Raw genomic sequence first — 25,488 nt, forward strand, 5'->3', positions numbered from 1 at the left:
GGAGCAGCGCATGGCACTGGGTGTCGACGGGGTACGGGTCGGGACGTGGACGGCACCGGGAGGCGTCTCCGGCTGCACGGTGGTGCTGCCCCCACCGGGCACCGTGGGCGCGATCGCGGTGCGCGGTGCGGCACCGGGGACGCGGGAGGCGGCCGCACTCGGGCCGGCGGGGAAGGTGACGGTCTGCTCCGGGATCGTGCTCGCCGGCGGGTCGGCCTTCGGCCTCGCCGCTGCCGACGGGGCGATGCGCTGGCTGGAGGAGCGCGGCATCGGTCACGCCCTCGGCGCGGGGGTGGTCGTGCCGATCGTCGGTGCGGCGATCGTCCTCGACGAAGCGGTGCTGGTACCCGCCGCCCGCCCCGGCCCGGAGGCGGGGTACGCCGCCTGTGACGCCGCGGTGGACGCCGACCCGTCGGAGGGCGGCGTCGGCGCCGGTGCCGGGTGCACCGTGGCGAAGGTGGCCGGACTCGCCCACGCGTGGCGGAGCGGTCAGGGTGTCGCCGTGCGTCGCGCCGCCGGCGTGAGCGTCGGCGCGCTCGTGGTGAACAACGCCGTCGGCGAGGTGCTCGCCGAGGACGGAACCTGGCTGGCGCGGGCCCGGGTCGCCGACGACGTCGTGCGCTGGCCGGTGAACGGCCGGGCGCTGGGGACCGGGGAGGCCGGGGACGAGGTCGGTCCGAGCACGAACACCGTGATCGGCTGCATCGTGACCGACGCCCGGTTGACGAAGGCCGAGGCCCATCGGGTGGCCGACCTCGGCCACTCCGGACTGGCCCGGACGCTGCGACCGGCCCACACCGACGCCGACGGCGACGCGCTGTTCTGCCTGGCCACGGGTGCCCGGGACGCCACCGTCGACCTCGTCGCCGCGCTCGCGGCCGACGCCGTGGCCGACGCGGTGCGCCGGGGGCCGTTGACCGCGAGCGGCCGGGGCGACCTCCCTGGGCTCGCGGACCGCTGATGCTTGCAGGAGCGAGCGGAACAGCGAGACGAACGCGCGCTCATCGTTCCGCACGTCCCCGGACGTGCCACAGCCGCTAGCGTGCGCGTCGTGGCGCGCTGGGAGGCGTATCGCCATCCGTTGCGGGGAGGGATGGAGCGTGGGCAGCGATCTGACGGCGCCGGCGAACGCCTCGCCGGCACGGCTGAAGCGGGAACTCGAGCGAGCGGTCCGGGCGTGCACCGCCTGTGGGCTCCACCAGGGGCGGACGACACCGGTGGTCGGGGAGGGCTCCTTCGACGCCCGCCTGATGATCGTCGGCTCCAAGCCACGCCGACACGAGGACCTGCAGGGCAGACCGTTCGCCGGGGGCACCGGGAACGTGCTCGACCAGGCGATGCAGGTCGCCGGCCTGGCCCGGTCGGACGTCTACCTGACCACGTTGGTGAAGTGTCGACCCGAGGACGACCGGCCGGCGAGCACGCACGAGGTCGAGGCCTGTGGGCAGCTGTTCCGTGCCCAGCTCCAGCTGGTACGACCCGAGGTCGTCGTCGCCCTCGGGTCGTTCGCTGCCAGCGTGCTGTTGCGGCGTCCGGTCTCGATCGAGCGCGTGGCCGGCTACCGTCTCGACGTCCAGGGCGTGACGCTGATCCCGACCTACCATCCGGCCGACGCGGTCCGGGGTGTGCCGCAGGCCGCGGTGACGCTCCGCCGTGACCTCTCCGCCGCCAAGGCGGTGCTCGACGGACGGTTGCCGACCGGCGCGCAGACCCTGGCCGAGCTGCGGTCGAGGACGGCCGTCGGCTCGTGACGTCCGGCAGGTCGCCTCGGGGTCGACCGCACCGGAGCCCGTGTCCGTCGTCCCCGAAGCGCGAAGGTGCCTGCCACCGTGTCGTCCGACCTGCTGCTGCGCTCCACCTCCCCGGAGCAGACCCGCGCGTTGGCCGCCGTGGTCGCCACCGAGCTGCGGCCCGGCGACGTGGTGGCGCTCAGTGGTGACCTCGGCGCCGGCAAGACGTGCTTCGTGCAGGGTGCGGCCCGTGGCCTGGGTGTCACTGGCCGGGTGACCTCACCGACCTTCACGCTGGTGCGCACGCATCTCGACGGGCGGGTGCCGGTGGTCCACGCCGACGTCTACCGACTCGACCGCCTGCAGGACGTGCTCGATCTCGGCGACGACGTGCTGGCCCCCGACGCCGTCACGTTCGTCGAGTGGGGGGACGCCGTGACGCCGTTGCTGCCCGACGACCGGCTGGAGGTCGAGTTGTCGCTGGCCGGCGGGAGCGACCCGGCCGTCGACGCCGTCGAGGGCGACCGGCTCGTGCGGCTCACCGCCGTCGGCGCACGGTGGCCGTCGCGGCTGGACGCGCTCGCCGACGGGTGTGCGCCCTGGCGCGAGGAAGGCTGACCGTGCTCGTCCTGGGACTGGAGACCTCCACCGGCCGTTCCTCGGTCGCCCTCGTCGGCGAGGACGGCCTGGTCGCGTCCGCATCGCTCGGGGTCGCCCGGCGGCACGGCGAGTTCCTGGCGCCCGCCGTGCGCTTCTGTCTCGACCAGGCCGGCGTGGGTGTCGACCGCCTGACCGGTGTGGCGGTCGGGCTCGGACCCGGTCTCTACACCGGCCTGCGGGTCGGCATCGCCACCGCCCAGGCCATCGCTGCCGCGCGGCAGCTCCCGGTCGTCGGGCTGTCCGGGCTCGACGTGCTCGGCTTCCAGCAGCGTCACGTCCGGCGCCCCGTCTTCGCCGTGCTCGACGCCCGTCGAGGCGAGCTGTTCTGGGCTTCCTACCGCGCCGTCCCCGGCGGCGTGCAGCGGCAGGACGAGTTGCGCGTGGGGACGGCCGAGCAACTGGCCGCCGACATCCAGGCGACCGGGCAGGAGTGCCTCGTGACCGGCGACGGGCTCACCCGGGCCGCCGACGAGTTGCGTCGGGTCGGCGTCGAGGTGGACGACACCGCCGAGGCCAGCCCCGACGCCGCGGCGCTCGCCGAACTGGCGCTCCCACGCTTCGCGCGTGAGGAGACCCAGCGGCCCGGTGAGCTCCTGCCGATCTACCTGCGTCAGGTGGACGCCAAGATCGGGTGGCAGACGCGGGGTCGCCTGCAGGGCGGTGCGGGCGCGTGACCGACGCCGAGTTGCGGGTCGCGACCGACACCGACGCCGAGTTGCGGGTCGCGACCGACACCGAGTTCGAGTTGCGGGTCGCGACCGACACCGAGTTCGAGTTGCGGGTCGCGACCGACACCGACGTCGACGCGATCCGTCGCCTGGAGGGGCTGTCGCCGTCGACACGCCGCCTGCTGCGCAAGGACCTGGCCCGCGACGACCGCCGGTGCCTGGTGGCCAGCACGCGACCCGGTCGGGTCGTGGGGTACGCGGCCGCACTCGTCGCGCTCGACGAGGCCCACGTGTTGGACCTGGTGGTCGACCCGGCGGCGCGTCGCCGTGGCGTGGGGCGACGTCTGCTCGAGGCGCTGCTGGAGGCCGTCGCCCCGCAGGCACCCGACGGGGTCACCCTGGAGGTACGGCGGTCGAATGCCGCCGCGCTGGCGCTGTACCGTCAGCGCGGTTTCGTCATCGAAGGCCAACGCCCGGGGTATTACCCGGACGGTGAGGACGCGCTGCTGCTGTGGCGGCGGCCGCGGCCCGACACGGAGGACTGACCGGACGTGCTGGTGCTCGGGATCGAGACGTCCTGCGACGAGACCGCGGTCGGGGTGGTCGAGGACCGCTTCACCCTGCGCTCGAACGTGATCGCCTCCCAGGTCGAGCTCCACGCCCCCTACGGCGGGGTGGTGCCCGAGGTCGCGGCCCGCGCCCACCTCGAGGCGCTGCTGCCGACCATCGACCGTGCCCTGGTCGAAGCCGGCTGTGGCCTGTCGGACGTCGACGCCGTCGCCGTGACCTCGGGACCGGGGTTGATCGGCGCGCTGCTGGTCGGGGTGTCGGCCGCCAAGGGGCTCGCGCTCGCCCACGACAAGCCGCTGATCGGGGTCAACCACCTGCGGGCCCACGTCGAGGTCGCGCAACTCGAGCACGGCGAGCTCGAACCGCCGCTCGCGGCGCTCGTGGTCTCCGGTGGTCACACCTCGATCGTGGCCCTGGGCGAGGACGGCCGGTTCCGCCAGCTCGGGGCGACCATCGACGACGCGGCCGGCGAAGCGTTCGACAAGATCGCCCGCTTCCTCGGTCTCGGTTACCCGGGCGGTCCGGAGATCGACCGGCTGGCCCGTCAGGGCGACCCGCACGCGATCGCCTTCCCACGCGCGATGCGCGCCGACCCCGGCTACGACGTGTCGTTGTCGGGACTCAAGACCGCCGTCGTGCGCTACCTGCGCCGGCTGGAGGCGGCCGGCCAGGAACCCGACCTCGCCGACGTCGCCGCCTCGTTCCAGGAAGCGATCGTCGACGTCCAGGTGGACAAGACGCTGCGTGCCGCGGCCGACCAGGGGCTCGAACGGGTCGTGCTCGCCGGCGGTGTCGCCGCGAACAGCCGCCTGCGGGCGCGGTTCGCCGAGGCGTGCGGACAGGCCGGTCTCGGCCTGCTGGTGCCGTCGGTCCCGCTGTGCACCGACAACGGGGCGATGGTGGCGGCCTCGGGGGCGAACCTGCTGGCGGCCGGTCACCTCGCCCCGCTCGAGCTCGGCGTCGACCCCAACCTCCCGTTGGCCGGATGATGGGCCGCCGGACGTCCGCCCGCTGCTCGGTCGGAGAGCGCCGAGGTCGCCGGTGGCGCGCATGATGCTGCGACGCTTGCGGTGGCGGCGTGCCGGTGCAGGAGAGCTCGAGACCATCGTCGCCCGGCTCGAACAGTGGCCGGCGGAGGCCGGTGGCGCCGCGCGGCACATGTTCGCCCTGTCGGTGATCGAGAACCAGGGCGTCGGCTCGGTGCGGCTGGCCAGTGACGACCAGCGTTGGGCGGCGGCCGTGGTGTTCCCCAACCGGCTGGTGGTGCCCTGCGGCGACGCGAGCGCCATCGAGGAAGCGGGCAGCCCCGGTCGCCGCTGGCGGTTGCTCATCGGCGACGTCGCCGCCGGCGACGCCGTGCTGCGCCACACGCCACCCGACCCGGCGCTGATCGTCCACGACCAGCGCTTCTTCCTGGTGGACCCGGAGCGGGTCCCGCCGGCGAACGTCCTGCCCGATCCCGGGCTGCGGCGGGCCGAGGCGGCCGACCTCGACGCCCTCGCGCGGTTGGCCGTGCAGTTGCACGTCGACGACCGTTTCGGACCGGACCCCGGACGGGTGGGCTGGCGCGGGTACCGGCAACGGCTCGAGGGGACGGTGCGCCAGGGGCTGGCCTACTGCGTCGGCCCGGTCGGGGCGCCGGTGTTCAAGCTCGAGCGCTCGGTCTCGTCGCGGCGTTGGGGCGTGCAGTTGGCGGGCATCGTCACCGCACCGGACGTCCGCGGCCAGGGCATCGCCCGTGGCGCGGTCGCCGCCGCCGTCCGCGCCGCGCTCGCGGAGGGGCCACTCCGTCGGCGGATCTCCCTGCACGTCCGGGCCGACAACCCCGCGGCACACAAGGCCTACTTCGCCGCAGGCTTCGAGGACCGAGAGGCCTGGCGCCTGGCCGTCCGCTCCTAGCGTCGGGGGCCGTCGACCGGCGTCCGCGGGAACCCGTCGGGACCGGTCGTCGACGTGGGATCGACGACGCCGCTGGCCACCAGTGCGGCGACGAACTGCTGTGGTTCGCGGCCGATGCTGACCGCGACGGTGCGCAGGTCGTCGCGGCGGACCGTGAGCACGACGCCGTTGTGGTCGCGACGTCGCCACCGGAGATCCGAGGCGAAGCGGGTGGTCGCCAGCAACACGGCGGTGTCCACGTCCGCGGGGGCGTCGCGGACGTCCAGCGCGTACAGGTGCAGTCGGGGTGCACGCCGAGCTCCGCCAGCAGCAGGCGTCCGGTCGGTTGGTGCGTCGGCGTGGTCCGGACCATTGCTGCGCGAACCCGTCAGGTCGTCGAGCAACGCGGTCAGGGGGACGCCGTAGAACGTGGCCAGCCCGGCCAGGCGTGGCAGGTTGACGTCGCGTTCCCCGCGCTCGTACGCGCTCAACGACACCGCCTTCCAGCGTCCCTGGCTGCGCGCCTCGACCTCGGCCAACGACAGCTGCTGTTGACGCCGGACGTGGCGTAGCCGCCGTCCCAGTGCGATGCGCAGTCGGTGGGGGTCGTGGGGCACGGGTTGCACGGCGCGATCCTCTCGGCGGACGAGGCACGAGGCGGCGTGGGTGACCTGCGCGGTGCCGTCGTGGTGTGACCAGCGTGCCGAGGCGCCTGCGCGGACGGGCGGCGTTCGCCCGCGCGGTCGCGCAAACCGGGCTGCCGGCCGCAGATCCCGCCGCGCACGGACACCCGACGCACGTACTCGGCCGAACGGCCTCGACGCCGCGTTCGCGCGCCGTGACCGAGCGTGACCGGAGGTGCCCGGACGTGCCGGGGGCACCGGTCGTCCCGCCCCGGTCACGGCGACAGGACGGCGCCGGAGGCACGCAGCGACGCGAGGAGCGCGTCGGGGTCCGCGCCGGCGGCGACGGCGACCGTCCGCAGGTCGTCGCCGCGTACCGTGAGCACGCGCCCGTTGTGGTCGCCGCGGAGCTGGGCGATGTGCCCGGCGAAGCGGGCGACCGCATGCAACGCGGCCCGGTCGTCGGCATCGTCGGGTTCGTCGCTGCCACGGCCGAGATCGTCGAGGCGGCGAAGGTCCAGCGTCACGGGTGTGCGCCCCGTGTCCGCCTCGCGACGCCGGTGGCCGGCGGTCCGTGGTGACGAGACGGGCCGGCTCGGGAGCAGGCTCGCGATCGGGACGCCGTAGAAGCCGGCGAGTTCGGCCAGGCGCGAGATCGTCACGGCGCGGTCGCCGCGCTCGTAGGCGCCGACCACCACGGCCTTCCAGCGACCGTCGCTGCGGACCTCGACGTCGGCCAGCGACAGCCCCTGCTGGTGGCGGATGTCACGCAGCCGGTCGCCGATCACGTTGCCGTGCCGATCCGCTGCTGCGGCCCCGGTCGGGACGGTCGGCGTGTGGTCGAGGGCCGGATCGTGTGCACCGGGCGCGGACGTGTGCGCGCCCGCCTCGCTCCTCGGTCGGTCGGGCACGGCAGCGGCCTTCGTCGGCTCCCTCGGGTCGGCAGTATGGTCCCCGGCCGGGCACGACGGCGCATCCCGGGTGCGCCGCCCGCAACCGCCGCCCGCAATGCCCAGCGAACGGCGAGGGCCTCGGCCGGCGGGCGGGGCGATCGACGCGCCCGCCGGGAACTGCGTCGGGGTGGCTCAGCCTCGGCGGGGCATCCCTTGCACTCGCCGAGGGTGAGTGCTAGCGTCGTGGCTGGCACTCGGAAACCAGGAGTGCCAGCGCACAGCGCTGGCGTCCGGACGACGACCGAACACACGGTCTCGTGGACCTGGGCCGGGACCCGCGCCACATCGTGGCGCGCCCCCATCCGTTCCCTCGCGGGCGACGCCCCGCGTACGACAGACCTAGGGAGGGCACATTGGCTACCGCCACCGAGGTCAAGATCAAGCCGCTCGACGACCGGGTGATCGTCACCATCGACGAGAACGAGCAGACCACCGCGAGTGGGCTCGTGATCCCGGACACCGCCAAGGAGAAGCCGCAGCAGGGCACCGTCGTCGCCGTCGGTCCAGGCAAGCGCTCGGAGACCACGGGCGAGGTCATCCCGCTCGACGTCAACGCCGGTGACACCGTGCTGTTCAGCAAGTACGGCGGTACCGAGGTCAAGGTCGAGGGCCAGGAGTACCTGATCCTGTCGGCCCGCGACATCCTCGCCGTCGTCGGCTGAGCAACGTCGCTCGCGCCGGTCGCTGACCGGCGTCTCCTTCCATCCCTCAAGACTTCGAACCTGCAGGAGGACACCGCATGGCGAAGATCCTCAGCTACAGCGAGGAAGGCCGCAAGCGCCTCGAGAAGGGCGTCAACCAGCTCGCTGACGCCGTCAAGGTGACGCTCGGCCCCCGTGGCCGCAACGTCGTCATCGACAAGAAGTGGGGCGCCCCCACGATCACGAAGGACGGCGTGACCGTCGCCCGTGAGATCGAGCTCGAGGACCCGTACGAGAACATGGGTGCTCAGCTCGCCAAGGAAGTGGCGACCAAGACCAACGACGTCGCGGGTGACGGCACCACCACCGCGACGGTGCTCGCCCAGGCCATCGTCAAGGAAGGCCTGCGCAACGTCGCCGCCGGCGCCAACCCGATGTCGCTCAAGCGCGGCATCGACAAGGCCGTCGAGCGCGTGGTCGAGGAGATCGCGAACCAGGCCCGCGAGATCGAGACCCAGGACGAGATCGCCCAGGTCGCGTCCATCTCGGCCAACAACGAGCCGGTGATCGGCAAGATCCTCGCCGACGCGATGGACAAGGTCGGCAAGGACGGTGTCATCACCGTCGAGGAGTCGCAGACCTTCGGCATGGAGCTCGACTTCGTCGAGGGCATGCAGTTCGACAAGGGCTACATCTCGCCCTACATGGTCACCGACCCCGAGCGCATGGAGGTCGTGTTCGAGGACCCCTACGTCCTCATCGCGAACTCGAAGATCTCGGCCGTCCAGGACCTGCTCCCCGTCCTCGAGAAGGTCATGCAGGGCGGACGCCCGCTGGTCATCATCGCCGAGGACCTCGAGGGTGAGGCGCTCGCGACGCTGGTCGTCAACAAGATCCGCGGCACCTTCCAGTCGGCCGCCGTCAAGGCGCCGGGCTTCGGTGAGCGTCGCAAGGCCATGCTCCAGGACATCGCGATCCTGACCGGTGGCCAGGTCATCTCCGAGGAGGTCGGTCTCAAGCTCGAGTCCGCCACCCTCGACCTGCTCGGCCGTGCCCGCAAGGTGGTCATCACCAAGGACGAGACCACCATCGTCGAGGGCGCCGGTTCGAACGACGACATCACCGGCCGCGTGAACCAGATCAAGGCCGAGATCGACAAGACCGACTCCGACTGGGACCGCGAGAAGCTTCAGGAGCGTCTCGCGAAGCTCTCCGGCGGTGTCGCGGTCGTCAAGGTGGGTGCTGCCACCGAGACCGAGCTCAAGGAGGTCAAGCACCGCATCGAGGACGCCCTGTCCGCGACGCGTGCGGCCGTCGAGGAAGGCATCGTCGCCGGTGGTGGCACCGCGCTGCTGCAGGCCGAGGCCGGTCTCGACAAGCTCGAGCTCGAGGGTGACGAGGCCACCGGTGCCCGCATCATCCGTCAGGCACTGTCGGCCCCGCTGTACTGGATCTCGTCGAACGCGGGCCTCGAGGGCTCCGTCGTCGTGGAGAAGGTCCGTGGCATGACCCCCGGTGACGGTCTCAACGCGCTGACCGGCGACTACGAGAACCTGGTCACCGCGGGCGTCATCGACCCGGCCAAGGTCACCCGCTCGGCGCTGCAGAACGCCGCGTCGATCGCCGGTCTGCTCCTCACCACCGAGGCGCTGATCGCCGACAAGCCCGAGCCCGCCGGTGACGCTGCCGGCGCCGGTGGCGGTCACGACCACGGCATGGGCGGCATGGACTTCTGATCCAGGCCACCTCCCCGATCCCGGGGAACGCTCGCACCATCGGCAGGGCCCCGCGCGACGCGCGGGGCCCTGCCGCGTCGGCGCCGCCCAGCCGGGGCCGACTCGCCTACACTGGCGGTTTTGGACCGTCGGAGGGAGCCTGGTGGGCGAGTTGGCCCTCCCCAGCCTGGTGCGTGACCTGGTGCTGAACCTGGTCGCGGTGACGATCCTGGCGTACGCGATCTACTTCCGGCGGCACCGGCGTCGTGACCTGCTGCTCGGCTACGTGGCGCTCAACGTCAGCCTGTTCACCGTCGCCGCCGCGCTGGGTTCGTCGAGTCCGCTCAACGTGGGGGTGGGTTTCGGGCTGTTCGCGGTGCTCTCGATCGTGCGGCTGCGTTCCGACGAGGCCACGCAGAGCGAGATCGGCTACACGATGGTCGCGCTCGTGCTCGGCCTCGTCTGCGGGCTGCCGGGGCTCCAGGTGGAGGCCAAGCTGCTGTTCAGCCTGCTGCTGGTCGCCACGATGTACGTCGCCGACCACCCCGCACTGATCCCTCCCCAGCGTCATCAGCGGTGCCGCGTCGTCCTCGACGTCGTGCACACCGATCACGAGGTGTTGCGGCGCGAGCTCGAACGGCGTCTGGGCGGCATCGTCCATTCCGTCGTGGTCCAGGAGGTCGACTACGTCCGCGAGACGATGCGACTGGACGTGCGGGTGCGACTGCACCGACCGTCGCGTCTCGACGCGCCGGCCGACGCCGACGCCGGACCGCGCGAGGAGCTCGCGCCGGGCCGCGGGCGATGATCGACGCGCTGCTCGCTGCGCTGCCGGGGGTCCGGCTCGACGAGCTGCCGGCCGAGGCCGGCCTGCAGCGCCGCTACGACGCCAAGTACCTGGTGCCGCTCGCCCGGCTGCCGGACCTGGTCGGGGTCCTGGCCGCCGACGTGCACGCGCTGGAGGTCGAGGGTCGGCGCAGCACCGCCTACTCGAGCGTCTACTTCGACACCGCCGAGCTGTTGACCTTCACCGACCACCTCAAGGACCGGCGTCGGCGGTTCAAGGTCCGCACGCGCTGTTACGGCGAGGCCGAGCCGTTGCTGGAGGTCAAGTACAAGGGCCTGCGGGGGCAGACGGTCAAGGAACGCTTCCGGCACACCGGACGAGCCGCCGACCAGCTCGACACGACCGGCATCGCCCAGGTCCGGCAGGCGCTGGCCGGCCACTACCCGGACGAGGTCCCCAGCGACCTGAACCCGGTCCTGATGACGCGCTACCGGCGCAGCACGCTGGTGGGTCTCGACGCCGGGGAACGCGTCACCATCGATCGCAACCTCGTCGTCGTCGACCTCGGTGAGCCCGCGCCGGGTCACCGGCCGGCGGGGACACCGCAGCGCCGGCCCTCGGCGGCGGGACTCGGGGGCAGCCACGCGATCGTCGAGGTGAAGTCGTCGCGCTTCGCGGGGCCGTCGCACGTCGCGCTCCGTTCGCTGGGTCTGCGCCCCGACCGGCTCAGCAAGTACTGCCTGGGCGTCACCGTCACGCGTCCGACGGTGCGGGGCAACCCGTGGTTGCCGGTGTTGCGCAAGCTCGTCGAACGGGACGACGCCGCGTGAGTGCCGTCGACACCGACGCGCCGCTGGGGCGGCAGCGACTGCTGCTCGCCGGTGTCGGACTGGCGGTGCTGGCGGTCATCGCGGGCCTGGCGACCCGGCTCGACCCGGTCGGCATGCCCGACGACGTCGTGCTCAACGAGCTCGTCGCGTCGAACGCGAGCACGCTGGCCGACGAGGACGGCGATCACCCCGACTGGGTGGAGTTGCACAACCCCACCGACGAGGCCCGCCAGCTCGAGGGCTGGTTCCTCGGCGACGACCCGGCCGAGCCCGCACGCTGGCGCTTCCCGGCCGTGACCGTCCCCGCCGGCGGCCACCTCGTCGTGTGGCTGTCGGGCAAGGACCGGCGGGATCCGGCCACCGGACTGCACACCGACTTCGCGTTGGCGCGGACCGGCGAGCCGCTGCTGCTGGTCGAGCCCGACCGGGTGACCGTCGCCGACCGGCTCGAACCGGTCGCCGTGCCCCGCGACGCCTCCTACGGCCGTGATCCGGACGACCCCAGCCGCTGGTGCTTCTTCGCCAGCCCGACGCCGGGCGGTCCCAACGACGCGGTCTGCCACGCCGACGCCGACCTCGGTGCGCCGGTGCTCTCGGCGCCGAGCGGCTTCTACGACGGGCCGTTCGACCTGCGCATCGAGGTCGCGACCTCCGACCCGGTGTACGTCACGCTCGACGGGTCCTACCCGGACCCGCAGCACAACGCCGACGCCACCTTCGTCTACCGGGGGCCGATCCCGGTCGCCGACCGCTCCGGCGACCCGGACCGGTTCACGACCATCCCGACCACGTTCGCCTTCGACGCGTCGTTCCACGGCGAGGGTTGGCGACCCCCGGCCGGCCCGCAGCCCAAGGCCACCGTCGTGCGGGCCCGCACCGCCGCGGGGCGCGAACGCGTCGCCACGTACTTCGTCGGCGACCACCTGCGGCGCGAGGCACTACCGGTCGCGAACCTCGCCACCGACGCCGAGCACTTCTTCGACCACGAGACCGGCATCTACGTGCCGGGCCGGGTCTACGAGGACTGGTTGGCCGGGCCCGACGGCGACCCCGACCACGGGTGGAACGTGCCGGCCAACTTCGCCGAGGTCGGCCGGGCGTGGGAACGCCCGCCTGCCGACGACCTCGCGCGCGCCGTCCACCTGACGTGGTGCGACGCCGGCGGGGCGTGCACCTACGCGACCGATCTCGGTGTCCGCGTCCACGGTGGCTACAGCCGTCGCCTGCCCGCCAAGTCCCTGCGGCTCTACGCCCGCAACGACTACGGCGAGCGCACCTTCGACCACGACTTCTTCGCCGCGGCCGAGGCCGACGTACCACCCGATCAGCGCGCCCCGGTGGGGCACCGACGTCTGTTGATCCGCAACGGCGGGGGAACCTGGGGGCTGTCGTTCCTCAACGACGCGCTGTTCCTCGACCTCGCCCGCCCGATGGCGATCGACACCCACGCCGTCCAGCCGATGGTCCTGTACCTCAACGGCGAGTACTGGGGGCTGCACCTGCTGCACGAGCGCTACGACCGGCACTACCTGGCGGCGGTCCACGGCGTCGACCCGGCCGAGGTCGCCATCCTCGAGGCCCGCTTCGCGCTCGACACCGGGGTCCCGGGTGACGAGCAGCACCTGCTCGACGTGCTCGACCTGCTCGCCGAACGCGACCCCGCCGACCCCGACACGATGCGGGCGGTCGAGGCGAGCCTCGATCTCGACAGCTTCCTCGACTACGTGATCCTCGAGACCTACGTCGCCAACACCGACTGGCCGCACAACAACGTCCAGGTGTGGCGGACCCGCACGGCCGATCCCGACGGCCCGGCCGTCGCCGACGGACGCTGGCGGTGGAAGGCCTACGACCTCGACCGGGTCGGTGGCTCGGTGTGGCCCAACGATCCCACCCACGACCTGCTCGCGCATCTGCTCGCGCCGGTCGACGATCCCCGCGACGACTCGGGCATCCCCTTCCTGCTGCAGCGGCTGCTCGAGAACCCCGAGTTCCGGGAGCGCTTCGTCACGCGCTTCGCGCAGCATCTCGACACCACGTTCGACCCGGTGCGGGCCGAGGCGCGCCTCGACGAGTTCGTGGCGCTGCTCGCACCCGAGCTGCCGCAGCAGGTCGACCGGTGGGGCTACCCCGGCTCGGTCGAGGAGTGGGAGGGCTACGTGGCGTCGTTGCGGACCTTCGTCCGCGAACGGCCCCGACACCAGCGTGCCCAACTCGCCCAGCACCTCGGCGTCGAGCCCCCGGGACCCCCGGAGGAGGGCTGAGCGTGGAGCAGCCGCCCTCGACGACGCCGTCTGCGGGACCCGGGTCCGTGCCGGCCGTGCCGCCGGCGGCCGCGCTGGCCGCGCTGCTGCCCGCCGACGTCGACCTCGCGACAGGCGCCGGCCTGCGCCACGAGGCCGCCCGCCCGGTGTGGTACGGCATGGTCTGGTCCCGGCTGGGACGCGGTGAGCTCGCCTGGGCCCACTGGGACCGGGTGCGACTGCCCGCCCTGCAGCCCTGGATCGCCGCGGAACGCGGCCGGGTGCTGCGCGAGCTCGGGTTGCACCGCCGTGCGGAGGCGCTGGAGTGGCCGGCGCTGCTCGCCGCGGACGACGCCGTCGACGCCGCGATGCTGCGGGTGTCGCTGACGGCCGACGCGGTGGGCACCGGCGACCGCGAGCGGGCTCACCGGCGACTCCAGGCCGCGGCGCGTGCGGTGGCCGAGCTTCCCGACGGGCCGCGGGCAGCGCGTCAGCGCCTTCGACTGGCCTGGGTCCGCGTCGAGGTCGCGGCGCTGCTGGGCGAGCCGCTGCCGGGCGAGGGCCTGCCGGTGTGGGACGCCGACGCGCAGGCGCCGGTGCAGCCGCCCGACGCGGCGTGGGGCACCGGTTTCCACGCCGCGAAGGGCCTGCTGTTCGGCGGCCTGGTCTCCGGTGACCTCCGGTTGCTGGACGCCGCGGCACGGCTCGCCCCGCCCGTGCTGAAGTGGGCGGTGCACCTCGCCCGCGCCGAGGCGTGCGACGACCCCGCCGCGGCCACGACGGCGGCCACGGCGGCGGCCGCGGCCTGGCAGGTCGTCGTGCCGCCGTGCGACCACGCCGGCGAGGTGGCCGACACCACGACGGCCCGACGTCTGCGAGCCCCGCGCGACCCGGGTTGAGCTCAGCGGAAGGTCCACAGGCTGTTGAGCACGTAGTTGTTGGCCGGTGCCGCGACGAACGCGGCCAACTGCACCCAGGCGTAGTGGTGGGAGAAGAGCTCGGTGCCGACCAGCAGGACCAGGGTGTTCACGGCCAGCCCCGCGCCGACGACGACGAGGTAGCGGGGCAGCGTCCGCCGGTGCCGACGTCGGGTGGCGAACACCCACCGCCGCTGGAGCGCGTACGACACCACCAGCCCACACCCGAATCCCATCGCCGAGGCCGTGACCGGGCGAACGGCGAGCAGTTCGACCAGCGCCGTCAACGCCAGCAGGTGGACGAGCGCGGCCGTCGTCCCCGACACGCCGTAGCGCAGCAGGCGCCGCGCGTCGCGCAGCCCACGGGCACCTGACGCGCGCGCCTCCGTGCTCGTGCCCACCACCTCCCGTCCCGTGATCGACGCGTTGCGGCCGCCGCCGGCCCGGTGTGGCCGACAGGGTACGGCCCCGTCGGTGCGGCGGGCCGACGGCGCGGTCCCACCTGACGGGTGTGCGGGGTCCTGCTCGTTATCCTCGCCCCACGATGACGAGCCGACCCATCCCCCCCGCACGCCGTTCGAGCACTCCGCTGTGGCTGCTCGACGGACTCGACGTCCTGCGCCGTCGGGCCGGTGCGGTCCGGGTGACGGTCGTGGCGGTGTGCCTCGTCGGCCTGGTGCTCGCCGTGGTCGCCCCCGGCGTCGTGCCACCGACCTGGCCCGTCGGTGCCGCGGTCGCGGTGGCGGCGCTGCTGCTCGGTGCAGCGGTCGCGTACGCCGTCGACACGGCGGACCTCACCCTGCGGGGGCCGCGTCACGTCCGCGCCGCCGGCGGTGAACTGGTCGCGGTCCTGCCGCGCGAGTCCACGGTGGACCGCGTCGGACCGCTCGCCGAGGCCGTGCTCGAGGCGCGGGAGCCGCAGGGCAAGCTCATCCTCGGCGTGGCTGCCGCCGGCCGGGACGGTCGCCCGGTCGCGGCCCTCACCGACGCGCTGGCCGTGGCCATCGCCTCCCGACGGACCAGTGTGCTGCGGCTCGACCTGGCCTCCGGACGCAGCGACCGGGCCGGGCTGTACGAGGTCCTGCGAGCCGAGCGGCGGCTGGTCGACGCGGTCGACTTCGAGCCGGGCGGTCTGCACCTGGCCCGCATGGGTGCCGGTGGCGACCTGGCCGGAGCCCTGGAGGCCTTCCCGGAACTGCCGCTGCGCCTGCCGCGCGACCTCGACGTGCTGCTGGTCGCGCTGCCGACGGCGGCCTCGCGCACCTCGGTCACGGCTGCGGCCTCGCTCGACCACGTCCTGGTGGTGGGGGAGCGCGACATCACCTCCCGGGTGGACCTCATCGCCGGTCTCGACGCACTCGAAGCGGCCGGGATCGCCGCCCAGGTCGTGCTGCTCGATGACGTCACGGCCGACCGGGTGGCGCCGACCTCGCTGCCTTCCGACGACTCCTCGGCCTCCGACGACTCCTCGGCCTCCGGTGGGTCCTCGGCCTCCGGTGGGTCCTCGGCCTCCGGTGGGTCCTCGGCCTCCGGTGGGTCCTCGGCCGCCGACGAGCCCGTCGGCGACGGGACCGAGCCCACGTCGGGTGCAGCGACCGGACGGCCGACGGTCGACGAGCGACCCGACGCGCCGTCGCGGGAGGCCGGCTCCGCCGTGTCGCCCGGGACGCACCCGCGCGCGACCCTCGCCTCGGGAGCGGGTGTCGACCTCGGGGAGCGCGTCCGTCGCGCCCGCCGTCGCCTGCGTGGGGCGTGGCTGCGGCCGCTGGCCATGACGCCGGCAACCGGTGTGCCCTTGCTCGCCGGCGCCGCGGGGGCAGCCGGTCCGATCCGCGACCTCCGGGTGTCGGACGCCAGTTCCGTGGCCGCAACCGCGCCGAGCGGACGGCTGCCGGTCGGCGAGCCGGCGCCCCACGCGACCGTGCCGCCGCCGGACCCGTTCCTGCCGGTCCCCGATCCGGTTCCGGCCCCGGATCCGGACCCCATGCCGAGCCCGGATCCGGAGCCCGAGCCCGCGCCCGAGCCCGCCGAGCGTGCACCGGTGGGTGCGGTGCTCGACGACCTCGACGCACACGAGGGCTTCTGAGCCGATCCGGTCGCTCGCGTGGCGGTCGCGTCGTCGCGTCGGTGGGCCGACGGCGTAGCTCGTAAGCTTGGCCGGCGTCCCGGCCCGTCCCAGCAGGAGCCCGCGTGTCCCGCGTCCGTCGTGTCCCGCTCGTGCTCGCGCTGTTGCTCTCCCTGGCGTTGTCCGGCTGCGGGGGCGAGGACGCACAGCCGTCGTCGGTCACCTGGCGCAACGTCACGATCGACCTGCCCGAGGGCTGGTACCGCAACGAGGAGACCGAGACCCACCTCACGATCGCCAACGTGGACCTGCGTCCGGGCGAGTCGGACGAGGAGTTCGTCGCGCCGGAGGAGGGGGTGGTCTCGATGGCGTTCACCTACGAGCCCGCCACGCTGCCCGACGACTGGCGCCGGTTCGTCGCCGAGCAGGACGCGACGCTGGAGGCGGACACCCGGCTGACGCTCGACGGCGAGATCCCGGCGACGCAGTTGGTCTTCTCGTACGTCACCAACGACATCCCGACCCGGGAGATGGTGGTACTGGTCCCGTCACGGTCGATCGTGGTGCTCAGCCAGCCGATCCCGGGTCCGGGCGACGAGGAGGGGCCGGAGGTGTTCCTGGCCCACATCGACACCTTCCTGCAGGTGCTCGAGACGGCCGACTTCGGACCGCCGGTCCTCGAGTGAGCCCACGCGGCGTGGCGGATCAGAGCCGGAAGGCGCGAACCAGGAAACTGGCCATCTGCGCCCGGGTGACGGTCGCCTCGGGACAGTAGGTCCCCGACGTACACCCACTGGTGACCCCCGCGTCCGCGAGGGCCTGGATCCAGCCGGCCTGCGGATGGGCGGGATCGACGTCGGCGAAGCTGCGCAGCGCCGCGGGGCGCAGCCCGAGGGCGCGGCCCAGGAACTCGGCCATCTCGGCGCGGGTCAGCGCACGGTCGGCGCAGAACCGATCGGTCGTGCACCCGGTGGTGATGCTGGCGGCGGTGGTCCCGTTGATGTTCCCGGCGTGCGTCGCCGTCGAGGCCAGGTCCCGGTACGGCCCGGAGTCCGCGGGCAGCACGCCCTTGGCACGGCCGATGAAGCTGGCGATCTGCCCGCGCGTGACCTGGGAGCCCGGGCAGAAGCGGTCGGTCCGGCAGCCGCTGGTCACCCCCGACGCGGTCAGCCGGCCGATCGGTGTGGCGTGGGGGCTGGTGGCCCCGACGTCATGGAAGCGGGTCGTGGGGCTGGTCGTCGCGGCCGAGGTCGGACGCCGGAAGACCTTCGTCACCCAGACGTTGTTGCCGCGCACCTCGACGCCGACCCCGATCTGGGACACCCGGTCGTCGACGATGTTGCGTCGGTGACCGTCGGAGTTCATGAACGCGGTGTGCAGCGACGTCGCCGATCGGCCGCGACCGACGTTCTCCGAGAGCCGCTGCCAGTTGCGCACGTCGGTCGACAGGTTGGGGTTGTGGTGCAGGCGATTCTGATCGGCCATCCTCACGCTGTGGCGTCGGGCGACCTGTGTGAGGTCGCCGGCGACCTGCAGACGGGGCAGGCCGCGCTTCACGCGCTCGGCGTTGACGCTGTCGACGAACCGTCCGGCGAGATCGGGCCGGTCCTGCGCGAGGGCCGCCGAGGGCGCGAGCACACCGGCGGCGAGCACGAGTGCGACCAGTGCGGCGAGCCCCCCCGTCAGGTGGCGGATCGTGCCACGGCGGCGAGCGCGACGAACGGGGAGGGCGCGGTACACGGGGATCCTCGGCACGAGACGACATCAGGGCTTCTCGTGTGCCTGGTCGACCACGCAGCGTTCCTTCTTGAGGGGTCCGCGTCGGGGGGCGGCGCACGGTGGTGTCGCCGGACGGGGCGACGGTGCACGGCGGCGAATGCCGCGAGGCGATGCGGCTGCGCGGGCACCTCGGCAACGCCTGTGGGCCCTCGTCGCGGGTGGACGTGGCATGACAGGAACCTGAAGGACACCAAAACGAGCGCTGGGCGCTCGTTCGTTTCCGGCCCGTAACCCCTGACAGCGGCCGTTTGCGGCGAATTCCTGGCCGATGGAACTCCGACCACCGGTCTACCGTTGGGAGGTCCGTGGTCGATCGTTCAGTTCGCCCGCCGGTGTGCCGACCTGCAGGAGAGCGGGTTGCCGCACCACTGCAGCGCGGCGAAGTGCCGCTGTCAGCCGCCCGCCGGACACCCGAACCCGCCGGCCGCCCCCGCCGGCACGTGGAGGAATACCGTGCGCTCTCTGTTCGCTCGTGCGCTGCTGGTCGCCATGGCTCTGGCGATCGCACCGCCGGCATCGCAAGTCGACGTCGTCGCGATCCCCGAGGTCGTCAGCGAGGACCTCGCGGTACGCGTCCCGACCGACCGCCTCAGCCTGGCCAGCACCGGGCAGGACGTACCGGACGCGCACCGGTCCGATCCGATCGCCGCCCCGATCCCGTTCAGCATGGTCGGCTTCCGACTGCCCGACGGCGTCGACAGCGTCCGTGTCCGCACCGCCGGTGACGACGGCAACTGGGACGAGTGGTACGAACTCGAGCGGATCGACGAGGAGGACGGCCCCGACGCCGGGACCGCCGAAGCCGCCAACGACCGCTCCCAGCGCTACACCGACCCGGTGTTCGTCGGTGAGGCGACCCGCTTCCAGGTCGAGATCCCCGGTCAGGAGCTGGTCGGTCTGGACGCCGGCGAACTCGAGGTGGCCGCGACCGTGCTCGACACCGACGGGCTCTCGGGTGGTCCGGTCGCCCGCCGCGCCGTCACGGTCGACGGTCCGGTCGCCGAGGCCGCGACCGCCCCGCGCGTCGTGACGCGTTCGCAGTGGGGGGCCCGCGCCTACCGCGGCGCGCCCTCGTTCCAGGACAACGTCGACCTCGTCGTGGTGCACCACACGGCGGGCAGCAACAACTACACCAAGGCGCAGGCGGCCGGGATCGTGCGCGGCATCCAGAGCTGGCACATGGACAGCAACGGCTGGGCCGACATCGGTTACAACGTTCTCGTCGATCGCTTCGGCACCATCTACGAGGGGCGCGAGGGCGGGCTCACCCGTGGCGTCGTCGGTGCCCACGCGGCCGGCTACAACTCCGGGTCGTTCGGCATCTCGGTGATGGGCAACTTCGTCAGCGTCGACGCGCCACAGGCCGCCTACGAGGCACTGGCCGACACGATCGCGTGGAAGGCCGCCCTCCACGGCTTCGACCCGCAGGGGACGACGAACCGGACCTACCGGGGCGCTCGCGTGCGCACGGTCACCGGTCACCGCGACGTCGGTACGACCTCGTGCCCGGGGCGGATCAGCGACCGGCTGTGGTGGCTGCGCGACCAGGCGGCCAAGCGCTCGACCACGACTCCCGCGACGGGCCCGGCAGGTGGCTCGACGTCCGCCGCCCGATTCGTCGACGTGACCGCGAGCGCACACCACCACGACTCGATCGTCACCGTCCACGAGACCCGCGCGCTGCTCGGCTTTCAGGTCGCGGGCACCGACCAGTGGGAGTTCCGGCCCAACCAGGCGCTCAACCGCGGCGACATGGCACGTGCGGTCGCCGTCGGGATGGGTCTCGAGCCGAAGTGGAACGACTGGCAGGGCCGCTTCCCCGACGTCAACAGCAGTCAGGCCTACTGGCTCGGCCCCTACATCGCCGCGCTCGTGGACGCCGGCATCATCCAGGGGTATCCGGACGGCACCTTCCGGCCCGGCGAGCCCCTGCGCCGCGACCAGATGGCGACCTTCCTGCACAAGGCGATGAACCTGCGTGACGCACGCCCGACGTTCGTCGACGTGCCCGCCGGGAGCACGCACTACTGGGCGATCGGCGCCGTGCAGCGCGAAGGCATCACGATGGGCGTGTCCCCGACCGAGTACGGACCGACGCAGACGATGCGTCGGGACCAGTCGGCGACCCTGGTCGTGCGGGCCTTCGACCTCCAGGCCCGCTAGCGCAGACGACGCACCCACGGCAGCGCTCGAAGGGGCGGTACGGCATCCCCGCCGGACCGCCCCTTCCCCGTGGGTCCCCGTTTGTGACAGAGTCGGTGCTGCAACCTCGTGGGGAGGTCGGACATGGGCGCACGCCGGATGCGGATGCCGTTGGTCACGGCGGCCTTGGTCGCACTGTTGTCGGCGACGGTCGCGCCGGTCGCCGCCGAGCCGGAGGTCGCGGGGCCGGAGGTCGCCGAGCCAGGGGAGGCCGAGCCAGGGGTGGTCGAGCCCGAGGAGGCCGAGCCCGAGGAGGCCGAGCCCGGGGTGGTCGAGCCCGAGAAGGTCGAGCCCGACGAGGTGCGCGGGACCGGGGCGACCGACACGGTGGCGGGCACGGCCGTAGCCCCGCCGGCCGACGGGTTCGCCGTGCGGCCGGCCGTCCGGGCCGTCGGTGACCCGCGCCCGGAGGTCCTGTTCCGGGGGTCGGGATGGGGCCACGGCGTCGGGATGAGTCAGTACGGGGCGCAGGCCATGGCCCGCGCCGGACACGCCGCCGACGAGATCCTGCAGCACTACTACCCGGGGACCGCCGTGGCCCAGCGCCCGGCGACGATGCCCGTCCGGGTCGGGTTGCGCCAGCTGCACGACGCGCCGTTCGTGCGCGCCGTCGGCGGCGCCGTGACCTGGCACGCCTGTCCGGCACCGGCCGACCCGACCCGCCGCACGCACGACGACCTGTGCACCGCCCTGACCACGCAGCCGGCGGGCACCACCTACCACGTCTGCCAGGCCGGCACCTCGCAGCGGGTGCAGACCGTCGCGTGCGGGGCCGCGGGCGGCACCGTCGTCGCGTCCGCGACCCAGCCGATCCTGCGGGTGCACCACCACGGCGTGCAGATCGAGGCTCCCGGCCCCAATGCGGCGCGGTGCCAGTCCGACGTCCGCGACGGCGTCGGTTGCTATCGCTGGAGCGCCCACGACATCGTCAACGTCGCGCCGGGCCGCTGGAACACGGTGCAGTACCTGCGCAACCTCCAGCAGTACCTGCACGGGCTCGCAGAGATGCCAGCGTCGTGGAACGCGGCGGCGCTGCAGGCGCAGGCGATCGCCGGCCGCACCTTCGCGCTGCGCACCATCGGCTTCCGGGCCACCTGCAGCTGCGAGATCCTGGCGACCCCGGCGCACCAGGCCTACGGCGGCCACCGCACCGAGACGGCGAGCGGCGGTGCCTGGCCACGGGCGGTCGACGCCACCTTCGCCGGCGGCAGCGGCAGCGTGTTGACCTACGACGGCGCACTGGCGCAGACCTTCTACTCGTCCTCGCACGGCGGCCGCACGGAGGCGGTCGAGGACTCGTGGGCCTATGCCAACAACCCGGTGCCGTACCTGCGCAGCGTCGACGACCCGTGGTCGCTGGCCGAGCCGCACAACTTCCGCAGCTGGACGTCCAGCGCGACCAACGCCGCCGTCGCGGCGCACGTCTCCTCGGGCCGCTCCGCCGCGCTCTCGCGGGTGGAACGGGTGCAGATCCTCTCCCGCACCTCCGGTGGCACCCCGCGCGAGGTGCGGGTCAGCGGGGTGACCGCGGCCGGGATGCCCGACACGTTCGTCTTCACCTCCCGGGCAGCCGACTCACCGACGCTGCAGGCCAAGCGGGTCGCCGGGGCGTCGTTCCGGATGCACCTGCCGACGACCGGACACCCGACCGCGGCCGGTAGTCGGCTGCCGAGCTCGCAGATCGCCGCGATCGGGTTCGCGCCGTTCACCGACGACGACGGCACGACCCATGAGTACGCGATCACCTGGACCGCCCTGGCCGGCATCGCCCAGGGCGTCGGAGGAGCCCGCTTCGCGCCGGGCCGCGACGTCACCCGCGGGCAGATGGCGACGTTCCTCTACCAGACCTTCGCGATCCCGGCGCCCAGCGTCCGGGGTCGCTTCCCCGACGTGGCCGATCCCGACGCGACCCACGCCCTGGCGATCGATGCGTTGGCCCAGGCGGGTGTGGCGGGAGGCTTCACCGACGGCATGTTCCGCCCCGGTGCCCCGGTCACCCGGGCACAGATGGCGACGTTCCTCACGGCCGCCGCGGGGCTGCGCGCCCCGGCGGGAACGGCCGACCCCTTCGTCGACGTGCGGCGACAGGCCGCCCACGGCGAGGCGATCGCAGCGGTCGCGGCCGCCGGTGTGGCGGCCGGCTGCACGGCCGACGGCAGCGGGTACTGCCCGGGGGACCCCGTGTCCCGCGGACAGATGGCGAGCTTCCTGCGCCGGGTCGCCACGCGATGACGGAACCGTCCGGCGTCCGGGGGGGTGGCGTCCACCGAGGTTCCACACGCACACGAACACGCTTCCGCGCCCCGCTGGCCGCGTCCCGTTCGTCGCGCGGACTCGCGGCCGCGCTGATCGTCGCGTCAGGGGTCGCGTTCGTGCACGGACCGCCGCGGCCGGCAGCCGCCGTCGCGCAACCCGTACCGGTGGCGAGCGCCGGTGCGTCCGGGGACGCGGTGGTCGTCGACGGGTCGCTGCGACTGCTGCTCGGTTGGGCCCCGGACGCCGCCGCGGCGGCGCGGGCACAGGTGCTCGACACGTACGGACTGGCGGTGTCGCGCGCCGTGAGCGGCTCGGTCGACGCGGTGGACGTGCCCCCGGACGAGGCGGACGCACTCGCGAGGCGTCTGCGCACGCAGCCGGAGGTCGAGCTGGTCGAGGTGGACCGCTGGCTGTGGGCGGCCGAGCACACGGTCGACGAGCCCGTGGTCGACGACCCGCTGTTCCGCGACCAGTGGGGGCTGCACAACTCCGGTCGCCCCGTCGAGGGCCGCCCGACCGCCGCCGGGACCGACGTGCGCGCCGGAGCGGCCTGGCAGCGCACCCGTGGCGCCCCCGAGGTCCTCGTCGCGCTCATCGACGGCGGGGTCGATCTCGCCCACCCCGACCTGGCCGGTGCGATCTGGACCATCCCGCGCGAGGCGGCCGACGGCCGGGACCTCGACGGCAACGGCTACGTCGACGACCTGCACGGCTGGAACTTCGTCGACGACACCCCGGACGTGACCAACGTCTCACGCCAGGACTGGCACGGAACGGCGGTCGCGGGGATCATCGCGGCGCGCGCCGACGACGGCGTCGGGATCGCGGGCATGGCGCCCGAGGTGACGCTGCTGCCCCTGCGTACCTTCGTCGTGGACGGTTCCGGTCCCGGGCGTGCCACGCTGGCCGCCACGCTCGAGGCGTTCGCGTACGCCCGACGGGCCGGAGCCGACCTGGTCAACGCCTCGTGGGTGCACCCGTCCGACAGCCGGCTGCTGCGGGCGGCGGTCCGCGACGCCGGCGTGCCGGTCGTGGCCGCGGCGGGCAACGACGGACACGACCTCACCGTGGGGCCGGGAACGGCCTTCCCGGCCGGCTACCGCCTGCCGAACCTGGTCAGCGTGACCGCCGTCGGGCCTTCGGGTGGCCTGCCGTCCTACGCCAACGTCGGACGGGCCAGCATCGACGTCGGCGCCCCCGGCGTACGGATCCGCACGACTGCTCCGGGCGCGTGGCAGTTCGCCGACGGCACCTCGTTCGCGACCCCGTTCGTGACGGGGGCACTGGCGCTGGCCCGCACGGCGTACCCGGACGCGGCCGCCGCCGATCTCGTCGACGCGGTGTCGTGGACCTCGCGGGTGACGGTGGGCACGCGGGACACGACCATCTCGCGCGGGATGCTCGACGCGGCAGCGTTGCTCGACGGGCTCGACCGTCCCGTGTGCGGCCACGGTGTGCTCGGCGCGCCGCCGTTCCCCGACGTCCCGGCGGGGGCGACCCACGCCACGGCGATCAGCTGTCTGCGCACCAACGGGGTGACGGTCGGTGACCGGCAGGGTCGTTACGGCCCCGGTGCGACGCTCACGCGTGGGCAGCTGGCGACCCTGCTGCTGGGCACCCTGGCCGCCGCGGGGGTCGAGCTCCCGGCCGCCACCGCCCAGCCGTTCACCGACGTGGAGCACTCGGTGCACCGCGATGCCATCGAGCGTCTGGCCGCGGTCGGCATCGCGCAGGGGGACCGGTCGGATCGCTTCCTCCCCGACCGCCCGGTGACCCGCGCGCAGCTGGCCGCGCTCGCCGGGCGGGTCCACGTGTTCGCCACCGGTGAGGCCCGGGCTCCCAGCCGCAACTGGTTCGCCGACGACGACGCCAGCACGCACGCCGCCGCCGTCGACGTGGCGCGCGACCTCGGGGTGGTCCGCGGCGTGGCCGTGCTGCGGTTCGCCCCCGGCGGCGACACCCGCCGCGACCAGGCGGCGAGTGTGCTGGCCCGGTTGCTCGACGCCCTGGCGCGCGCCGGGGCGTGAGGTCAGCCGGCGTCCGTGCGGGGGCGTTCGACGGGGGAGCGTGCCGCGAGCAGCCCCGCCAGCGGCGTGGTGACCGCCAGTCCCACGATCCGGTTGACGCCGGTGGCGGCGACCCCGACGGCGGCCGGGAGCGCCACGACGGGCGCGAGCAGGCCCGCCAGTGCCTCGGCCAACCCGATGCCGGAGGGGAACACCCCGGCCGCCGCCGACAGCGGTGCACCGAGGCCGACGACCAATGCCTGCGGCAGGCTGAGCTCGACCTGCAGCGCGGCCAGGACCACGAGCAGGCGCAGGCCGTGGGTGACGGTCACGGCGAGTTCGACCGCGGTCAGCGCGAGGACTCCCCGCCACATCCGACCGGGCAGCGCGAACCGGCGCACCAGCAGACCCGCCACCACGCACCCGAGCAGGCCGACGCCGGCGACCCCCAGGGCCAGCGGCCCCCGCAGCGGGGTCAGGGCCACCCCGGCCACCACCAGGCCGGAGCCGATCCACGCCCCGGCGCCGGCGAGGTTGATCCCCGTGGCGGCGACACCGGAGGCACCCCGGGTTCTCAGCGCCTGGATGCGGACCAGTGCCGCGCCCGGGATCGGCAACAGGTTCGCCGCGGTGGCCAGCACGACCGCGCGTACCGCCTCGGACCACGTCAGGGCTCCGGGCGCGACCGTGGCAGCCATCACGCGCAGCTCCGCCGCGTTGCCGAGGATCGTCAGCGGCACCAGCACGAGCGCGGCCAGGGCCAGCGGACCCCACGCGAGCGTGCCCGCATCCACCTCGAGATCGCGCAGCGAGACGACCAGCATGACCACGAAGGCGACCAGGCCCACGCTCAGCAGCACCCGACGGGTCCGCGGTGAGGGGTCGCGGGCGGCCCCGACACGTCGGGCCAGGTCGAGCACGCGGTCGATCGGCACGCGAAGTCCTCGGCTCGGTGCGCCGGACGG

The 25,488-nt window shown here is 73.8% G+C and carries 23 protein-coding genes; 18 read left to right on the forward strand and 5 right to left on the reverse strand.

Annotated elements, in window-relative coordinates:
* Positions 1–10: 10 nt before the first annotated feature.
* The 7 genes from ELR47_RS03325 (at position 11) to ELR47_RS03355 (ending at position 5,527) form a co-directional block, all read left to right on the forward strand.
* The gene (locus ELR47_RS03325; protein ID WP_130648595.1) at positions 11–961 is read left to right on the forward strand and encodes a P1 family peptidase; all 951 of its coding nucleotides are present in this window, start codon (positions 11–13) and stop codon (positions 959–961) included.
* Between the two features lie 139 nt (positions 962–1,100).
* Complete coding sequence (locus ELR47_RS03330; protein WP_165403811.1) at positions 1,101–1,751, forward strand: uracil-DNA glycosylase; 651 nt, start codon at positions 1,101–1,103, stop codon at positions 1,749–1,751.
* A 78-nt stretch (positions 1,752–1,829) separates the two neighbouring features.
* Positions 1,830–2,348: a tRNA (adenosine(37)-N6)-threonylcarbamoyltransferase complex ATPase subunit type 1 TsaE gene (gene tsaE / locus ELR47_RS03335; RefSeq protein WP_130648597.1), complete on the forward strand. Its 519-nt coding sequence runs from the start codon at positions 1,830–1,832 to the stop codon at positions 2,346–2,348.
* 2 nt (positions 2,349–2,350) lie between these two features.
* On the forward strand, positions 2,351–3,064 hold the full coding sequence (gene tsaB, locus ELR47_RS03340) for a tRNA (adenosine(37)-N6)-threonylcarbamoyltransferase complex dimerization subunit type 1 TsaB (protein ID WP_165403812.1): 714 nt from the start codon (positions 2,351–2,353) through the stop codon (positions 3,062–3,064).
* Complete coding sequence (gene rimI / locus ELR47_RS03345; RefSeq protein ID WP_165403813.1) at positions 3,061–3,603, forward strand: ribosomal protein S18-alanine N-acetyltransferase; 543 nt, start codon at positions 3,061–3,063, stop codon at positions 3,601–3,603. Before tsaB ends, rimI begins: the two co-directional genes overlap by 4 nt.
* A 6-nt stretch (positions 3,604–3,609) precedes the next feature.
* Complete coding sequence (gene tsaD, locus ELR47_RS03350; RefSeq protein ID WP_130648600.1) at positions 3,610–4,617, forward strand: tRNA (adenosine(37)-N6)-threonylcarbamoyltransferase complex transferase subunit TsaD; 1,008 nt, start codon at positions 3,610–3,612, stop codon at positions 4,615–4,617.
* A 61-nt stretch (positions 4,618–4,678) separates the two neighbouring features.
* A complete protein-coding gene (locus tag ELR47_RS03355; protein ID WP_130648601.1) occupies positions 4,679–5,527 on the forward strand; it encodes a GNAT family N-acetyltransferase in 849 nt (282 codons plus the stop codon).
* Here the strand turns inward: ELR47_RS03355 and ELR47_RS03360 are convergent.
* Both ELR47_RS03360 and ELR47_RS03365 read right to left on the reverse strand, forming a co-directional pair.
* Positions 5,524–6,132 carry a helix-turn-helix domain-containing protein gene (locus ELR47_RS03360; RefSeq protein ID WP_165403814.1) on the reverse strand — a complete coding sequence of 203 codons (609 nt, stop codon included), beginning with the start codon at positions 6,130–6,132 and terminating at the stop codon, positions 5,524–5,526. The two genes, ELR47_RS03355 and ELR47_RS03360, sit on opposite strands and share 4 nt — an antisense overlap.
* A 272-nt stretch (positions 6,133–6,404) precedes the next feature.
* Complete coding sequence (locus ELR47_RS03365; RefSeq protein WP_130651196.1) at positions 6,405–6,917, reverse strand: helix-turn-helix domain-containing protein; 513 nt, start codon at positions 6,915–6,917, stop codon at positions 6,405–6,407.
* Positions 6,918–7,435: 518 nt separating this feature from the next.
* On the opposite strand from ELR47_RS03365, the gene groES reads away from it, so the two are divergent.
* The 6 genes from groES to ELR47_RS03395 all read left to right on the forward strand — a co-directional run bounded on the left by groES (position 7,436) and on the right by ELR47_RS03395 (position 14,197).
* Complete coding sequence (groES, locus tag ELR47_RS03370) at positions 7,436–7,744, forward strand: co-chaperone GroES (protein ID WP_130648603.1); 309 nt, start codon at positions 7,436–7,438, stop codon at positions 7,742–7,744.
* 77 nt (positions 7,745–7,821) lie between these two features.
* Complete coding sequence (groL, locus tag ELR47_RS03375; RefSeq protein ID WP_130648604.1) at positions 7,822–9,459, forward strand: chaperonin GroEL; 1,638 nt, start codon at positions 7,822–7,824, stop codon at positions 9,457–9,459.
* A gap of 142 nt (positions 9,460–9,601) precedes the next feature.
* On the forward strand, positions 9,602–10,246 hold the full coding sequence (locus ELR47_RS03380) for a DUF4956 domain-containing protein (protein ID WP_205745417.1): 645 nt from the start codon (positions 9,602–9,604) through the stop codon (positions 10,244–10,246).
* Positions 10,243–11,055 carry a polyphosphate polymerase domain-containing protein gene (locus ELR47_RS03385; protein ID WP_130648605.1) on the forward strand — a complete coding sequence of 271 codons (813 nt, stop codon included), beginning with the start codon at positions 10,243–10,245 and terminating at the stop codon, positions 11,053–11,055. The genes ELR47_RS03380 and ELR47_RS03385 overlap by 4 nt, the downstream gene beginning before the upstream one ends.
* Entirely contained in the window at positions 11,052–13,319 is a 2,268-nt protein-coding gene (locus ELR47_RS03390; protein WP_130648606.1) for a CotH kinase family protein, read from the forward strand. Before ELR47_RS03385 ends, ELR47_RS03390 begins: the two co-directional genes overlap by 4 nt.
* Before the next feature lie 2 nt (positions 13,320–13,321).
* Positions 13,322–14,197: a hypothetical protein gene (locus tag ELR47_RS03395; RefSeq protein WP_130648607.1), complete on the forward strand. Its 876-nt coding sequence runs from the start codon at positions 13,322–13,324 to the stop codon at positions 14,195–14,197.
* A 2-nt stretch (positions 14,198–14,199) separates the two neighbouring features.
* Here ELR47_RS03395 and ELR47_RS03400 read toward each other — a convergent pair whose 3' ends face one another.
* A complete protein-coding gene (locus tag ELR47_RS03400) occupies positions 14,200–14,616 on the reverse strand; it encodes a GtrA family protein (protein WP_205745418.1) in 417 nt (138 codons plus the stop codon).
* Between the two features lie 143 nt (positions 14,617–14,759).
* Here ELR47_RS03400 and ELR47_RS03405 point away from each other — a divergent pair, with 143 nt between their 5' ends.
* The gene (locus ELR47_RS03405; protein ID WP_130648608.1) at positions 14,760–16,301 is read left to right on the forward strand and encodes a hypothetical protein; all 1,542 of its coding nucleotides are present in this window, start codon (positions 14,760–14,762) and stop codon (positions 16,299–16,301) included.
* 104 nt (positions 16,302–16,405) lie between these two features.
* Positions 16,406–16,966, forward strand: coding sequence for a DcrB/PsbP domain-containing protein (locus tag ELR47_RS03410; RefSeq protein ID WP_130648609.1), 561 nt, complete (start codon positions 16,406–16,408; stop codon positions 16,964–16,966).
* Positions 16,967–16,985: 19 nt separating this feature from the next.
* Here the strand turns inward: ELR47_RS03410 and ELR47_RS03415 are convergent, their stop codons facing one another.
* Positions 16,986–18,020, reverse strand: coding sequence for a CAP and S-layer homology domain-containing protein (locus ELR47_RS03415; RefSeq protein ID WP_165403815.1), 1,035 nt, complete (start codon positions 18,018–18,020; stop codon positions 16,986–16,988).
* A gap of 492 nt (positions 18,021–18,512) precedes the next feature.
* Here ELR47_RS03415 and ELR47_RS03420 point away from each other — a divergent pair, with 492 nt between their 5' ends.
* The 3 genes from ELR47_RS03420 (at position 18,513) to ELR47_RS03435 (ending at position 24,544) form a co-directional block, all read left to right on the forward strand.
* Positions 18,513–20,222, forward strand: coding sequence for an S-layer homology domain-containing protein (locus tag ELR47_RS03420; protein WP_130648611.1), 1,710 nt, complete (start codon positions 18,513–18,515; stop codon positions 20,220–20,222).
* A gap of 123 nt (positions 20,223–20,345) precedes the next feature.
* Complete coding sequence (locus ELR47_RS03430) at positions 20,346–22,493, forward strand: SpoIID/LytB domain-containing protein (RefSeq protein WP_165403816.1); 2,148 nt, start codon at positions 20,346–20,348, stop codon at positions 22,491–22,493.
* Positions 22,494–22,633: 140 nt separating this feature from the next.
* On the forward strand, positions 22,634–24,544 hold the full coding sequence (locus tag ELR47_RS03435) for a S8 family serine peptidase (protein ID WP_165403817.1): 1,911 nt from the start codon (positions 22,634–22,636) through the stop codon (positions 24,542–24,544).
* A gap of 2 nt (positions 24,545–24,546) precedes the next feature.
* On the opposite strand, the gene ELR47_RS03440 is transcribed toward ELR47_RS03435, so the two are convergent.
* On the reverse strand, positions 24,547–25,458 hold the full coding sequence (locus tag ELR47_RS03440; RefSeq protein ID WP_130648615.1) for a hypothetical protein: 912 nt from the start codon (positions 25,456–25,458) through the stop codon (positions 24,547–24,549).
* Between the last annotated feature and the right edge of the window lie 30 nt (positions 25,459–25,488).

The sequence above is a fragment of the Egicoccus halophilus genome (assembly GCF_004300825.1).
GTDB lineage: Bacteria > Actinomycetota > Nitriliruptoria > Nitriliruptorales > Nitriliruptoraceae > Egicoccus > Egicoccus halophilus.

Coding starts and splice junctions, on each gene's coding strand:
- ELR47_RS03385 (WP_130648605.1), top strand. CDS start 10,243: ATGATCGACGCGCTGCTCGCTGCGCTGCCGGGGGTCCGGCTCGACGAG.
- ELR47_RS03325 (WP_130648595.1), top strand. CDS start 11: ATGGCACTGGGTGTCGACGGGGTACGGGTCGGGACGTGGACGGCACCG.
- groL (WP_130648604.1), top strand. CDS start 7,822: ATGGCGAAGATCCTCAGCTACAGCGAGGAAGGCCGCAAGCGCCTCGAG.
- ELR47_RS03405 (WP_130648608.1), top strand. CDS start 14,760: ATGACGAGCCGACCCATCCCCCCCGCACGCCGTTCGAGCACTCCGCTG.
- ELR47_RS03355 (WP_130648601.1), top strand. CDS start 4,679: ATGATGCTGCGACGCTTGCGGTGGCGGCGTGCCGGTGCAGGAGAGCTC.
- ELR47_RS03430 (WP_165403816.1), top strand. CDS start 20,346: ATGGGCGCACGCCGGATGCGGATGCCGTTGGTCACGGCGGCCTTGGTC.